Origin of the sequence: Methylobacterium phyllosphaerae, from assembly GCF_001936175.1 — a bacterium.
GTDB lineage: Bacteria > Pseudomonadota > Alphaproteobacteria > Rhizobiales > Beijerinckiaceae > Methylobacterium > Methylobacterium fujisawaense.
The window spans coordinates 1,444,003-1,457,697 of sequence record NZ_CP015367.1 but is presented as its reverse complement, the minus strand read 5'-3'; the positions used below and the strand labels follow the sequence as shown (position 1 = coordinate 1,457,697).

Genomic DNA, 13,695 nt, shown 5'->3' with positions numbered 1-13,695 from the left:
TAACCGAGCGAGGTTGGATGGTTTTTTGACCGAAGACGGTTTTCTACCGGGTCCCTCAGGTTCGGCGAATCTGAGGCGGGTTCAGCGGACATCAGCCGCAGGTTCGCGTGGCCACCGACCCGACCGTCTCCGAAGTCCGGAAAGCCGCTGAGGTCACCGATCAGGAGATCGATGCTGCGGTCGACGCGGTGCCGGCCGACCTCGCTACCGACGCGTACCCGCTTGCGAAGGGTTGGAGCCTCGACCTCGTCGTGACCATCCGAACGCACGCCCATGCGGCCGATGCGCTCACCACCGACACGCCGGCCTGGACGCGCACCATGGTCCGGACCGCGATCCTGCTGGCGCACCCGGTGAAGGGATGAGCGAGCCCGAGGCCGATCTGGATCGCGAAGCCACCGCCAATCGCCTGATGCAGCGCCTGAGCGGCTTCGCGCAGGGAATCGGGATGAGTGGCACGGACGCCCGCCAGATCATCGGCCGCGTGATCGCATCCGATCCGTCGGCCGGGGATGGGGAACTGATGGCGAAGGCTCGCACCTGGATGCTGATCGCGCTGGGGTAGCGACCTGCCGACGGCCCCATCGCCGCGAGGCGCTCGGCCGCGTCAGGGCATTCGCCCACGCGTGATGGCGGCCTGTGTGGTTGAGCCGCCAGAAATCTGTCCGGCGGATATCCACCCGGTGCGGGCCTGACGAGGCGGCCCAGACGTTCGATCCGGAGACTTCAAGCAGGCGGCTTGCGGGTGCTTCGCGGCGGCACCGCCCGCTTCCGCACGCCGCGAGCCAAATCACGGAGCGTGGTCAGGCGTATCGGCGTTTCCGCTTCCGATCTTGCCAAGCCGACGCGATGCGGCATCGCGCGTCCACCAACGAAACCTGTGTTGCGGTGCGACAGAGATTGATTTCGACCCGGCGGGATCAGCAATGGACCGACAGCGTTCTCACTATTGCTGGCAAAGATTCGCGGAGCGTCGTCATGGGTCTCACCGCATTTGTTGTCTTCGTCGTCCCATGGGTGGTGCTGGCGGTGTATTTCACGCGCACCCCGACGGCCCTTCGCCTGGGGGCCGCGCCCGCTCCTTGGCGGCCGCTGCCGACCCACAGGGAGTTGGCACAGGCCCAGCGGCAGGCGACGCACCCGAACCACGGGCGCAATCCAGATCACGGCGGCATATTGAACCGGGACGGGCACGGTCCGGTGGATTTGCCGCGCGGTGGAGCGCTCGGTACGAGCGTGGAGCCCACCGAACCAGACGACAAGGTCGGTTAGCGTACCGCAGCGCGCGCGGCAGCATGCGATCACGAGGGCCGCGGGCCCGCCACGCGCAGGCCACCGGCGTTTCGCTGAGCTGCGTCGCGTAGCGCAGCGAGCCCGCGCGGCCCCACGGACACCATCGGACCGCGCCGGAACAGCGTGGGGCGGACGAGCACCGCGCACAGGCCGACGAAGCCGCGGGGGCGGCCGCAAACAATCCGGCGGCTCTCCAGGGCGAGCGATGGATCCCGACCACGGTCACGGCGATGCGCTCCCGTCTCCCTTCGGCCCTGTCCGGCGATGCGAAACAGGGCCTCTCAGAGCGCAGGCGAAGCGTCCGGGCTTCCTGTCGCAGCGCCCACGGGGTCGGCCGCGCCGTCGGCAGGGATCGATGCCGTAGGGGTGTCCGGGCGGCGGCGCGTCCGGTCGCGTGTTTCGTCCGGCCGCACGCGATCAAACGTCTGCGTCACCGCGTCCAGAGCGGACGAGGCGCCTGCCATGAGGGCGAGCGCCATCGCCGATCCGACCGAGGTCAGGAAGACGACCGTGGCGATGACTTGCGGAGCGGTCATGGCGCACCTGCGCGGGTGCATCGCGCTGACGATGGGCCCGGATGGCCGCGGCGGAGGCCGCGGCGGAGGCTGCGGCGTCGGATGAGCACGGGCCGTGGCGGAGCGGGGTCGCCCGCAGGCCGGACGGGCGCCCGCGTCATCGCGCCCCCAGGAGCAGGCGGTCCAAACCCGAGGAGAACCTCAACTCGATCCTCCGGCCATCGCGCCCGACGACTTCGCACGGCTGGTTCAGGAGCAGGGCGATCGAGATCAGGCGCAGGGTGTGCGGCGGCATCGCCTCCGGATGAAGCTCGATCATCGCACCGGATGCCCTGAGCTCCCAGATGAGACAATCGCAGCATTCCAGCGGGCGCCCGAAGAAGATCTGCCCGGTCTTGAAGGCAGGCCTCCAGGGCTCGTCCACGCGCTCCTCGGCCATCGTGACCTCCTGACGAACCAGCCATCGCGTCCTGCGACGATCTGTATTCGCGTTCATTCCCCGCGCGATTTCGGTATCAAACGTCACATCCGGCAGCGCGGCAGCGGCCTCGGGGCGCAGGCCCACCGGGTCCGTTCGACGGCACCCGGCCGCGCGGATCCGGGCCGGGCGCGTCCCGCGCGGTCGAGCCTGCGGCGGGGGCCTCGATCGCCAGGGCCGGATCCCGCGTGGCGGCGGAGCCCATCGTGTTAACATTCTACAATCGGCCAGCAGCGCATTTAATTGTTTGTTAACTATTCTAAACAGTCTAGGCGGATCGGAATTGGATCGAGAGGGAGCAGAGGATCCGTGAGCGAGCTGCAGAGGCTTCTGAACGACCCTCGGTTTCGACCCGCAGACAAGACCCAGCGCGACTCCGGCGTCGGGCCCGAAACCAACCTCGGCAACGTCCTGCGCGTCGTCTCGTCGCTGCACGCACGGGCCGAGCTTCAGAAGCCGCCGGCCTCGCCGCAGGATTGGGACGCCCTCATCCTCCGGGTCCAGGCCGCAGCCCGCCAGGCCCGCGAGATCGAGGCGCAAGCCCGCGAGCGGGAGGCGCGCATCGAACAGGTGCTGGATCAGGTGCGTGAGGAGATCCACGCCTCCAACGAGCGCGCCCGGACGGCGGAGATGCAGGCGCGCGAGGCACAGGTGCGCGCCGAGGCCCAGGTCCTCGCCGCGGAGGAACGCGCCAGGGCCGCCGAGGCCCGCGTCCGCGCCGCCGAGGACCGGGCGCGGCAGGCCGAGGAATGGCTGGAACGCGTCCAGCAGGCGATCCTGTCCGAGTTCTCGGACCTCACCGATCAGGAGGCGGCATGAGCGGCGCCGCCCGGGCGCGGGCCGAGACGATGGAGTCCCATCCCCTGACCTACCCGGTCGGGCCTCGCAACGGCGACGCCGCGCCGATCGACCGGGTCGTCGCCCTGTTCTCCGGCGCCGCTTCGGCCGGGCCCGCGGCCGAAGCGGAGGCGGATGACTGGTCGGCCTCCCTGACCGCCGTGCGCGGCGTCGCAGCGCGGGTCCGCGGCCTGCAGGCGAGCGCCCGCGAGTCCGTCCGGGAGGCGCAGCATTCGGTGCGCGCGGCCGAGACGGCACGCCGCGCCGCGGAGGACCGGGCCCGCCACGCTGAATCGCTGCTGCGGGCGGCACTCGAGCGGGCCGAGCAGGCCGAGGCGCAGGCCCGTGCGGCGGCCGAACGGGCCGAACGGGCCGAGGCCGAGCGGACGGAAGCGCGGGGGTGGCTGCGCCGGATGCACGAGTGCATGGTCAGCGAATTCGGCGCCCTGTCCGAGGCCGCGGATCAGCCGTGAGCCGGCGCGCAGCGGCCCCCCCGGCGTCCCCGGCGGGCTCGACAGGCGCGGGCCGGATGACGCGGTTGCCGGCAGGGCCGTGACACCGACCGCAGGCTGCGCCCAGCCCTAGGCACCATCCGGCCGTGAGACACGGCGATGTCCGGTTGCAGATCTCGGACGCAGGCGTCGGACAGGCGCGGCGACAGGCCGTCTCCGGCGCGATCCACGACGGGTGAGATCTCGGGGAGAGGCCGCCCCGCGACGGAGCGCGCGAACGTGGCCTGCCCGGCTTGGGGATCGCGTCGGCCTGGGGATCGCGCGGGTTGATGCAGTCGTGAGCCGGCCTCCGGTCCGTCGCTCCGCGGATCCGTCCTCGAACAGGCGTGCGACATCCCGATGCGGAGCGCCACGGCCGCAGATTCCGCCCGGACGGGGAGGCCCGACCGCGCAGTCGGTGACTGGAGCGGTGCAGCGCATGCAGATTTTGGCGCGGCCTCTTCAATATGACCGGCAACCTTAAGCTCACGAAAACAACTTTCGGACCAAAAGAGCCTGACCTCGTCGTCTCGACATCGTCCGCCTGGCAGGATCGCCGTGACCCTCAGCCTCGTCCTCAGCACGTCCCTTCCGCTTCTCACCGGGGCGGTGGCCCTGTTGTGGGCCGGGTTCGTCGCCCCGGAGCGGGAGGAGCGTCCCGACGGGCCCGGCGCCCGCGACCTGCGCACGTGGTGAGCGGCGGGCGCCGGCCGAACACCGCCTGAGAGGGCCGCGGCCCCGTCCCGGATCGCTTCCGCGGGGGGCGTCCGGCGGGCTATGACGCGGCGGATGCCCTCGCGGCGAGGGCCGGTCACGGAGGCTCCCCATGGATCTCGGCTTGAGCGGGCGCCGGGCGCTCGTCTGCGCGGCGAGCAAGGGACTGGGCAGGGGCTGCGCCCTGGCGCTGGCCCGCGAGGGCGTCGCGGTGACGATCACGGCCCGCAACGCGGAGATCCTGGAGCGGACCGCCGGGGAGATCCGCAGCGAGACGGGGGTCACCGTCACCGCCGTCGCGGGCGACATCGCCACCGAGGCCGGCCGGGCCGCGGCGCTCGCCGCCTGCCCAGAGCCCGACATCCTGATCAACAATGCCGGCGGGCCGCCCCCCGGCGACTTCCGCGACTGGGACCGCGACGCCTGGATCCGGGCGCTCGACGCCAACATGCTGGCGCCGATCGCCCTGATCCAGGCGACCGTCGACGGGATGATCGCCCGCAAGTTCGGCCGGATCGTCAACATCACATCCGGCGCCGTGAAGGCGCCGATCGAGCATCTCGGCCTGTCGAACGGCGCCCGATCGGGGCTGACGGGCTTCGTGGCCGGCCTCGCCCGGCAGACGGTGCGGCACGGGGTGACTATCAACAACCTGCTGCCCGGCCCCTTCGACACGGACCGGATCCGCAGCAACGCCGCAGCCGGCGCCGCCAAGGCGGGCACCACCGTGGAGGAGTTCCTGGAGGCGCGGGCGCGCGCCAACCCCGCCGGCCGGTTCGGGCACCCCGACGAGTTCGGCGCCGCCTGCGCGTTCCTGTGCAGCCGGCAGGCGGGGTTCATCACCGGCCAGAACCTGCTGATGGACGGCGGCGCCTATCCCGGCACGTTCTGACGGGCGGGGGCCCGACCGGGCCCTCCGCTTGCATCGACGGCCCGCAACATCGCGCGGTGAGGATCATGAGCGTACGCGAGACCGTCGAGGCGCGGCTGGCCCGCATCGGGGAGGGGGACGAGGCGGTCTTCACCCGGCTCTACGCCGCCGAGGCCCGCGCGGCGGCGGACGCCGCCGACGCCCGCCGCCGGGGCGGGATCTCCCTCGGCCCCCTCGACGGCGCGATGGTCTCGATCAAGGACCTGTTCGACGTGGCGGGCGAGACGACGCGCGCCGGCTCGATCCTGCTGGCCGACGCGGCGCCGGCGCGGGCCGATGCCCCGGTGGTCGCCCGCCTGCGCCGGGCCGGCGCGGTGATCCTGGGCAAGACCAACATGTCCGAGTTCGCCTTCTCGGGGCTCGGCCTCAACCCGCATTACGGCACCCCCGGCAACGCCGCCGATCCGGCGCGCATCCCGGGGGGCTCGTCCTCGGGCGCCGGGGTCTCGGTGGGGCAGGGGACCAGCGACATCGCGATCGGGTCGGATACGGGGGGCTCCGTCCGGATCCCCGCCGCGCTGAACGGCGTCGTGGGCTTCAAGCCGACCGCCTGCCGCGTGCCGCTGGACGGGGCCTTCCCGCTCTCCTACGCCCTCGATTCGCTGGGTCCGCTCGCCCGGACGGTGGCGGAATGCGCGGCCGCCGACGCCGTGATGGCGGGCGCGGAGCCCGTGCCGCTGGAGGCGTTCCCCGTCGCGGGCCTGCGCGTCGGCGTGCCGCGGGGCCTGCTGTTCACCGAGACGGAGCCGCTCGTGGCCGAGGCCTTCGAGCGCGCGCTGGCCTGCCTGTCCCGGGCTGGCGCCCGAATCGTCGACCACCCGATCGACGATCTCCTCGCCGCGATGGACGCGGCCATGCCGGACGGCTCTATCGCGGCGATCGAGGCCGCGGCGATCCATGCCGACTGGCTGGACAGCGCGGCGTCCCGCTACGACCCGCGGGTCCACCGCCGCATCCTGGCCGGCCGGACCGCGACGGCGGCGCGCTACGTCCGGACGATGCGCCGGCGGGCCGAACTGATCACCACCTTCGACCGGGTTCTCGCCCCCCTCGACGTGCTGGCCCTCCCGGCGACCGCCACCACGGCGCCGCTCACCGCCCCGCTGGAGGCGGACGACGCGGCGTTCCTGAACGCCAATCGCCTGATGCTGCGCAACACGGCCTTCGGCAATTTCTTCGATCTGACCGGGCTGTCGCTGCCGATGCCGGATCTCGCCCGGCCGGCGGGGCTGATGCTGCTCGCCCGCCACGGGCAGGACCGCCGCCTCCTGGCCCTCGGCGCCGGCATCGAGGCGGCGCTGGCGGGGTAGGGCGCTCCGCGCCGCTCCCGTCATCGCGAGCGCAGCGAAGCGACCCAGGGCAGCGTGACCTCGGTGGACGTGGCGCGACCCTGGATTGCTTCGCTGCGCTCGCAAAGACGGCCACCGTCCATCGGGAGCGCCCCCGCATCCGGACACACTATCGCGGCCCCGCGCGCTGCGCCGCCGGGGGCATGGCCCAAACCTCACGCCGCCGGGGTGACGCGGGACGCCGCGAAGCCCGAACGCAACGTTGCTAAAGCCGGCTTCCCGGCGGCTGAACCGGACCGACGCCCCGAGGCGCGTCACGGTGCATCGCGGCGGGCGTGGGTAGGAGCGGGCCCCGAACACCTCGAGCCGCGGTGCCGGCCGGCCCGGTCCCGCGCATTGCCGGATGGCGTCCCATCGTGCACCCTGGCGGCGATCCCGGCCCGAACCGCGTCCTCCGGGGCTCGACCGCGCCGGGAGACCGGGACCGCCCGCGCCGGGGGTGATCCCGATCAGGCCGACCGGCAGGGAGCCGTCGCATGAGCGCAGCCACGCCGTCGATCGTCGCGGACCGGGACGCCGGGTCCGGCGGAGGGATTCAGGAGGCGGTCCGGGCGATGCGCGTCGATCTGGCGGCCGCCTACCGGCTGATCCATCGGCTGGGCCTCGACGACAGCATCTACACCCACATCTCGGCGCGGCTGCCGGGGGACGGGCACCGGTTCCTGATCAATCCCTACGGGATGCGCTTCGAGGAGGTGACGCCGGAGAACCTCGTCACCGTCGATATCGACGGCCACGTGCTCGCGGACCCGATGGGGCTCGGCATCAATCCGGCCGGGTTCACGATCCACAGCGCCATCCACGCCGCCCGCGCCGACGCGATCTGCGTGCTGCACACCCACACGGTGGCGGGGGTCGCGGTCTCCTGTCAGGAGGAGGGGCTGCTGCCCCTGAACCAGTGGTCGATGCAGTTCACGGGGCGCGTCGCCTACCACGCCTATGAGGGCATCGCCCTCGATCTCGACGAGCGGCAGCGGCTGGTGGCCGATCTCGGCGACAAGCCCGTGATGGTGCTGCGCAACCACGGCCTGCTGACCTGCGGGCGCACGGTCGGCGAGGCGTTCCGGCTGATGCACAACATGGAGCGCTCGTGCCGAGCGCAGTTGGCGATCCAGGCGGCCGGCGCGCCGGTGATCCGGCCCTCCGCCGCCATCGCAACCAAGACCGCCGGGCAATACGCCGCCGGCTACGACCGCGTCGTCGTCCAGGGAGCGCCCGACAACGAATGGGCGGCGTTCAAGCGGATGCTGGCGCGGACCGATCCCGATGTCTTCGCGGCGGGGTGAGGCGCGACGTCGATCGGGTGGGATCCGCGCCCCCGCTTCCGGGCGGGCGGTTTCACCCGTATTCCGCCGGCCATCAAAGTCGTGAGCGACGAGTGCCTGTCCCCTCTCCCTCGTGAGGCGGAGCGCGCGGCGCCGGCCGTGTGACGTCGGTCGCCTCTGCGGGGGAGGGGGACGCGTCACCCCTCGGCCCACCCCTCACCCCTCCGTCCAGGCCCCGCTCGACCGGTAGGTCTGCTTCAGGAACGCGATGAAGGCCCGAGTCTTGGCGGGCACGAAGGCGCGGCTCGGATAGACCGCGAAGATGCCCGCCGAGGCCGCGGCCGTGTAGGCGGGCAGCACCACCTCCAAGAGCCCGCCGCGCAGCTCCGCGTGCACGTCCCAGGTGGAGCGGAGCGCGATCCCGAGGCCGCCGATCACCGCCTCGCGCACCACCTCGTTGGAATGGGTGCGCAGGGGGCCCGACGCGGTGACCGTGCAGGGTCCCTCCGGTCCGATGAGCCGCCAGGGGTTCTGGTTCTCGGTGGCGAGGCAAACATGGCCGCGCAGATCGTCCAGGGTCTGCGGTCGCCCCGCCGCATCGAGGTAGCTCGGCCGCGCGCACAGAACCCGCCGCACCGGCGCGAGGCGCACCGCCGTCAGTCCGGAACTCTCCAGCGCGCCCACCCGGATGGCGAGGTCGTAGCCGCGCTCGATGATGGACTCGAAATCGTCGCTCAGCTCCAGGTTCAGCACGAGGTCGGGGTGGAGGGCGAAGAAGGCCCCCAGATGCGGGACGATGTGCAGGCGCCCGAAGGAACTCGGCGCCGTCACCCGGAGCGTCCCCCGCGCCCGCGTGGCGTTCTGCGAGACGAGGCTTTCGGCCTCCGCGATGGCGTCGACGATCGGGGCGATCCGCTCGAAGAACGCCGCGCCGATATCGGTCGGCGCCAGCCGCCGCGTGGTGCGGTGCAGCAGGCGGACAGCGAGCCGCTCCTCCAGCCGTTTCAGCCGCTTCGAGACCACCGCCACCGACAGGCCGAGTTCCGACCCGGCCCGGGTCAGGCTGCCGGTCCGCACCACCCGGGCGAAGATCTCCAGGTCGCTCTGGTCGTTCATTCTCAACGCTGCGGAAAAAATCAAATCCCTTTTGCCGCCTTTTCGGCGGGTGCCAAGCGGTCTATCGCTGTGAGATCAAAAAAATTTCACGGGCCGTTCGACTTTTTCTGACGCACGGCGCCCCATTTCCCAGAGGATCGCATGTCGAATCTCGTCGTCGCCGAGGATCTCCGCACCTTCCTGTCCGAGGAGGCGCTGCCCGGAACCGGCCTCTCGGCCGACCGGTTCTGGTCGGGCTTCGCGGCGATCGTCCGCGACCTCGCACCGCACAATCGGGCGCTGCTCGACCGGCGCGACGGCCTCCAGGCCGACATCGATTCCTGGCACCGCGACCATCGCGGCCTGCCGCATGATCCGGCCGCCTACGCGACCTACCTCACGCAGATCGGCTACCTGCAGCCGGAGCCCGACGCTGTGCGGGTGACCACCGAGAACGTGGACGCGGAGATCGCGCAGATCGCCGGGCCCCAGCTCGTCGTGCCGATCTCGAACGCCCGCTACGCGCTCAACGCCGCCAATGCCCGCTGGGGCAGCCTCTACGACGCCCTCTACGGCACCGACGCGATCCCGCAGGACGGCGACCTCGCCCCCGGCACCGGGTTCAACCCGGCCCGGGGCGCCGCCGTGGTGGCCAAGACCAAGGCCCTCCTCGACGCGACCGCCCCGCTCAGCGTCGGCTCCTGGGGGGATGCGGTGGGCTTCTCGGTGACGGGCGGCCGCCTCGCCGTCGCTCTCGGTGCCGGACGGAGCGCCGGCCTGACCGGCACGGCGGACCTCGTGGGCTATACCGGCGCCCCCGAGGCGCCGACCGCGCTTCTGCTGCGCCACAACGGCCTGCACGTCGAGATCGTCATCGACCGGACGAGCCCGATCGGCCGCACCGACCCCGCCGGCATCGCCGACGTGGTGCTGGAATCCGCCCTTTCGACCATCATGGACATGGAGGATTCGGTCGCCGCCGTGGACGCGGCCGACAAGGTCGCGGTCTATCGCAGCTGGCTCGGCCTGATGCGCGGCGACCTCGTGGCCACCCTGTCCAAGGGCGGCCGGACCGTCGAGCGGCGGCTTGCCGCGGACCGCACCTACACGGCGCCCGACGGGGGAAGCCTGACCCTGCCGGGGCGGTCGCTGATGCTGGTCCGGCATGTCGGCCATCACATGTACACCGACGCCGTGACCCTCGACGGCGCCGAGATCCCCGAGACGCTCCTCGACGCGGCGGTGACCGCGCTGATCGCCCTGCACGACCTGAACGGGACCGGCTCCTTGCGCAACAGCCGGACGGGCTCGGTCTACATGGTCAAGCCGAAGCTGCACGGCTCCGACGAGGTCGCCTTCGCGGTGGAGCTGTTCGGGCGGGTCGAGGCCCTCGTCGGGCTCGCGCCGCGGACGCTCAAGATCGGCGTGATGGACGAGGAGCGGCGCACGACGCTCAACCTGAAGGCGGCGATCGCCGCCGCGGCGGACCGGCTGTTCTTCATCAACACCGGCTTCCTCGACCGGACCGGGGACGAGATCCACACCTCCCTGGAGGCCGGTCCGGTGGTCTGCAAGGACGCCATGAAGGCGACCGCCTGGATCAAGGCCTACGAGGACGGGAACGTCGATGCCGGCCTCGCCTGCGGCCTGCCGGGCCACGCGCAGATCGGCAAGGGCATGTGGGCCGCCCCCGACCAGATGGCGGCGATGCTGGAGGCGAAGGGCGCCCACCCGGAAGCCGGCGCCAACACCGCCTGGGTGCCGTCGCCGACGGCGGCCACGCTCCACGCGCTGCACTACCACCGGACGGATGTCCGCGCCCGCCAGGCGGATCTGGCCGGCCGGGCGCCCGCGACCCGGGACGCCATGCTGACCCTGCCCCTCGCCGAGGGCGCCTTTGCGCCGGAGGCGATCCGGGAGGAGCTCGACAACAACTGCCAGGGGATCCTGGGCTACGTGGTCCGCTGGATCGACCAGGGCGTCGGCTGCTCGAAGGTGCCGGACATCCACGAGGTCGGCCTGATGGAGGACCGCGCCACCCTGCGGATCTCCAGCCAGCACATCGCCAACTGGCTGCGCCACGGGATCGTGGACCGGGCGCAGGTCGACGCGGCGTTGCGGCGGATGGCGGCGGTGGTCGACCGCCAGAACGCGGGCGATCCGGCCTACCGGCCGATGGCTCCGGGCTTCGACGGCCCGGCCTTCCGGGCCGCGGAGGCCCTGGTGTTCGAGGGCGCGCGCCAGCCCAACGGCTACACCGAGTTCGTGCTGCACCGGTTCCGCCGGGAGGCGAAGCGCCGGCAGGCCGACGGTCGGGCGGCCTGAGGCCGTCTCGCGGCCTGCGATCCGCCCGAGCGCGACCCGATCCCGAGGCGCCGGAGCGCAGCGGGGGCCTCGCAGGAGGACTCGCAGGAGGCCTTCGGGGATCACCGCGTTTCCCCGCATCCGCCTTCGAGGCCGGGGAACGCGGGCGCCAGGATCAGGGGCCGGGTTCGACAAGCGATCGTCGACCCGCGGCGCGCCCTCCCGCATTTCTGAGGGCCGGCGCCCGCCGGGGGGGGCGCCGGCCGGCTAGGCCGGGTTCCCCGATCCGCGGGCCGGTCACCCGCGGCCGCTCAGCGGCGCTTGCGCGTCATCACGTAGACGAGGAGATTCGCCACCGCCCGATAGAATTCCGCCGGGATTGCCTGATTGATCTCCACGTGGTCGTACATCGCCCGGGTCAGGGCCTTGTCGACGACCACCTCGATCCGGTTCCTCTCGGCGATCTCGCGGATGCGCAGGGCGATCAGGTCCGCCCCCTTGGCCAGCACCACCGGGGCGTCGCTCTCGCTCTGATCGTAGCGCAGCGCGATGGCGTAGTGCGTCGGGTTCGCCAGGATCATCGTGGCGCGGGGCACCGCCGCCATCATCTGCTTGCGCAGCCGGTCCTGCGCCAGCGAGCGCAGCCTGGCCTTCACAAGCGGGTCGCCCTCGAGCTGCTTGAACTCGTCCTTCAGCTCCTGTCGCGACATCCGCAGGTCACGCTGCCAGCGCAGGCGGGACCAGACCAGATCGCCCGCCACCAGCGCGATGGTCGCCACGCTGACGGCCGAGATGAGGCGGACCGACAGGGTCAGCAGGAACTCGGGCAGGCCGATCGGATCCACAAACATGGCGTCCACGATCTCGTACCGGTCTGCGCGCAGAACCATGAAGGACATGCCGCCGATCGCCAGAAACTTGAAGAGGCTCTTCCCGAACTCGACGAACCCCTGTGTACTGAAGATCCGCTTCCAGCCGCTCGCGGGCGAGATGCGAGACCATTGGGGCTGGATGCGATCAAACACGATGCGGGGCGCGTTCTGAAAGATCGAGGCGGCGATCCCGGCGACGAGCAGGATCACCAGAACCGGCAACAGGAACCGGCCCATTTCCAGGGCCAGGGCGTGAACGAGGCGCGTGGCGTCCGGGCTGGTCTCCACGCTGAAGTTGCGCGGCTGCTCGAGGAGCAGGGTGAGCCGCCGCACGAATGCAGCCCCCTGATCCCGCACCACGAACACGAGGAAGACCAGCAGGCCCATGATCGAGGCGAAGACCGGGGCCTCGCGCGAGAACGGGGTATTGCCCTGCGCGACCGCGTCGCTGATCTTCTTCTCGCTGGCCGCCTCGGTTTTGCTCTCCTTGTCATCCGACATCGCGGCAGTCCCGCTCAGCGGATGTAGGTCTCATCCGAATCCGCCGAGCTGAGTTCGATCTCGCCTCGGGCGGCCATCTCGAGCGCCTGATCGGTGATCGCGCGGCGGGCCTCGTGCACATCCCGCTGCGAGGCGGGCTCGCCGCCCTCGAGTTCGTGCTCCACCAGGCGCCGCGCGCGGGCCGTCAGGGCACTGAGCACGACGTTGCGCAGCTGTCCGCTCGTGCCCTTGAGCGCCAGGATGACCTTCTCGTGGGGGATCTGGTCGAACAGGGTCGTGCGGGCCCGCGGTGTCAGGTTGATGATGTCGTCGAAGGTGAAGAGCAGGCTCTTCAGGATCTCCGCCGATTTCGGGCGCGACTGCGTGAGGTTGTCCAGGACCTCCTCCATGCTCTGGCGCTCCATCTTGTTGATGATGTCGGCCATGCGCGAATGGGTATCCGCCGCGGCGTTGCGCGCCAGATTGATCATGAAGTCCTCGTGGATGGTCTGTTCGATCATCTTCATCGTGGTCTCGACGATCGGCTTGAACGTCAGCATGCGCCGCATGACCGCGTTGCGCATCGGCGCCGGGAGCTGGGCCATCACCTTGGCGGCACAGGCCGGCTTGACCTTCGACAGGATCAGGGCCGCGGTCTGCGGATGTTCCTTGATCAGGTAGGCGGCAAGAGCCGTCTCCGAGCCGTTCGAGATCCGGTCCCAGATCGACCGCTCCCCCCCGCCGAGCACATCGGCCATGATCTCGGCGATCTGCTCCGGAGGCAGGACCCCCTCCAGCAGCTTCTCCATCTCGCGGGCCGTCCCGATCAGGTTCGCCCCGTCGGCGAAGAAGGCCGCCAGCTGCTCGACGATCGTCTCGAGCTGCGGCTTGGGGACGGGTCCGAGCTGCGAGACGGCGCGCGTGATCTGCTTCAGTTCGGCCTGGTCGAAATACTTGACGAGCCGGCTGGCCGTCGTCTTCTTCATCGCGATGAGGACGGCCGCGACCTCCTCGGCAGGGGTCAGCACTCTTCGACCGACTTTGGTCATGGAACCTGCGGCCATGGCGCTG

At 71.3% G+C, this 13,695-nt stretch carries 15 protein-coding genes; 10 read left to right on the top strand and 5 right to left on the bottom strand.

Features of this window, described 5'->3' with window-relative positions:
- The first annotated feature begins 107 nt into the window (after positions 1–107).
- The 3 genes from MCBMB27_RS06365 (at position 108) to MCBMB27_RS06355 (ending at position 1,272) form a co-directional block, all read left to right on the top strand.
- Complete coding sequence (locus MCBMB27_RS06365; RefSeq protein WP_043379561.1) at positions 108–365, top strand: hypothetical protein; 258 nt, start codon at positions 108–110, stop codon at positions 363–365.
- Complete coding sequence (locus MCBMB27_RS06360; RefSeq protein ID WP_043345991.1) at positions 362–565, top strand: hypothetical protein; 204 nt, start codon at positions 362–364, stop codon at positions 563–565. The genes MCBMB27_RS06365 and MCBMB27_RS06360 overlap by 4 nt, the downstream gene beginning before the upstream one ends.
- 284 nt (positions 566–849) lie before the next feature.
- Complete coding sequence (locus tag MCBMB27_RS06355; protein WP_236952923.1) at positions 850–1,272, top strand: hypothetical protein; 423 nt, start codon at positions 850–852, stop codon at positions 1,270–1,272.
- Between the two features lie 302 nt (positions 1,273–1,574).
- Here MCBMB27_RS06355 and MCBMB27_RS06350 read toward each other — a convergent pair whose 3' ends face one another.
- Positions 1,575–1,829: a hypothetical protein gene (locus MCBMB27_RS06350; RefSeq protein WP_043379566.1), complete on the bottom strand. Its 255-nt coding sequence runs from the start codon at positions 1,827–1,829 to the stop codon at positions 1,575–1,577.
- A 136-nt stretch (positions 1,830–1,965) separates the two neighbouring features.
- Positions 1,966–2,373 carry a hypothetical protein gene (locus MCBMB27_RS06345; RefSeq protein WP_236952922.1) on the bottom strand — a complete coding sequence of 136 codons (408 nt, stop codon included), beginning with the start codon at positions 2,371–2,373 and terminating at the stop codon, positions 1,966–1,968.
- Positions 2,374–2,595: 222 nt separating this feature from the next.
- Between MCBMB27_RS06345 and MCBMB27_RS06340 the strand changes: the two genes are divergently transcribed.
- The 6 genes from MCBMB27_RS06340 (at position 2,596) to MCBMB27_RS06320 (ending at position 7,894) form a co-directional block, all read left to right on the top strand.
- Positions 2,596–3,105, top strand: a complete 510-nt coding sequence (locus MCBMB27_RS06340) for a hypothetical protein (RefSeq protein WP_083683408.1) — start codon at positions 2,596–2,598, stop codon at positions 3,103–3,105.
- On the top strand, positions 3,102–3,596 hold the full coding sequence (locus MCBMB27_RS06335; protein WP_043379571.1) for a hypothetical protein: 495 nt from the start codon (positions 3,102–3,104) through the stop codon (positions 3,594–3,596). Before MCBMB27_RS06340 ends, MCBMB27_RS06335 begins: the two co-directional genes overlap by 4 nt.
- Positions 3,597–4,172: 576 nt before the next feature.
- Positions 4,173–4,310, top strand: coding sequence for a hypothetical protein (locus MCBMB27_RS30150; protein WP_164706393.1), 138 nt, complete (start codon positions 4,173–4,175; stop codon positions 4,308–4,310).
- A gap of 130 nt (positions 4,311–4,440) precedes the next feature.
- The gene (locus MCBMB27_RS06330; protein ID WP_075380086.1) at positions 4,441–5,220 is read left to right on the top strand and encodes an SDR family oxidoreductase; all 780 of its coding nucleotides are present in this window, start codon (positions 4,441–4,443) and stop codon (positions 5,218–5,220) included.
- Between the two features lie 65 nt (positions 5,221–5,285).
- Positions 5,286–6,569, top strand: a complete 1,284-nt coding sequence (locus MCBMB27_RS06325; RefSeq protein ID WP_075380085.1) for an amidase — start codon at positions 5,286–5,288, stop codon at positions 6,567–6,569.
- Positions 6,570–7,084: 515 nt separating this feature from the next.
- On the top strand, positions 7,085–7,894 hold the full coding sequence (locus MCBMB27_RS06320; RefSeq protein WP_075380084.1) for a class II aldolase/adducin family protein: 810 nt from the start codon (positions 7,085–7,087) through the stop codon (positions 7,892–7,894).
- Positions 7,895–8,089: 195 nt separating this feature from the next.
- Here the strand turns inward: MCBMB27_RS06320 and MCBMB27_RS06315 are convergent, their stop codons facing one another.
- Positions 8,090–8,989: a LysR family transcriptional regulator gene (locus MCBMB27_RS06315; RefSeq protein WP_043379578.1), complete on the bottom strand. Its 900-nt coding sequence runs from the start codon at positions 8,987–8,989 to the stop codon at positions 8,090–8,092.
- A gap of 141 nt (positions 8,990–9,130) precedes the next feature.
- On the opposite strand from MCBMB27_RS06315, the gene MCBMB27_RS06310 reads away from it, so the two are divergent.
- The gene (locus MCBMB27_RS06310) at positions 9,131–11,293 is read left to right on the top strand and encodes a malate synthase G (RefSeq protein WP_075380083.1); all 2,163 of its coding nucleotides are present in this window, start codon (positions 9,131–9,133) and stop codon (positions 11,291–11,293) included.
- A 290-nt stretch (positions 11,294–11,583) separates the two neighbouring features.
- Here MCBMB27_RS06310 and flhB read toward each other — a convergent pair whose 3' ends face one another.
- Both flhB and MCBMB27_RS06300 read right to left on the bottom strand, forming a co-directional pair.
- Positions 11,584–12,645, bottom strand: a complete 1,062-nt coding sequence (gene flhB, locus MCBMB27_RS06305) for a flagellar biosynthesis protein FlhB (RefSeq protein WP_075380082.1) — start codon at positions 12,643–12,645, stop codon at positions 11,584–11,586.
- 14 nt (positions 12,646–12,659) lie between these two features.
- Positions 12,660–13,688 carry a flagellar motor switch protein FliG gene (locus tag MCBMB27_RS06300; RefSeq protein ID WP_043348557.1) on the bottom strand — a complete coding sequence of 343 codons (1,029 nt, stop codon included), beginning with the start codon at positions 13,686–13,688 and terminating at the stop codon, positions 12,660–12,662.
- Positions 13,689–13,695: the final 7 nt, after the last annotated feature.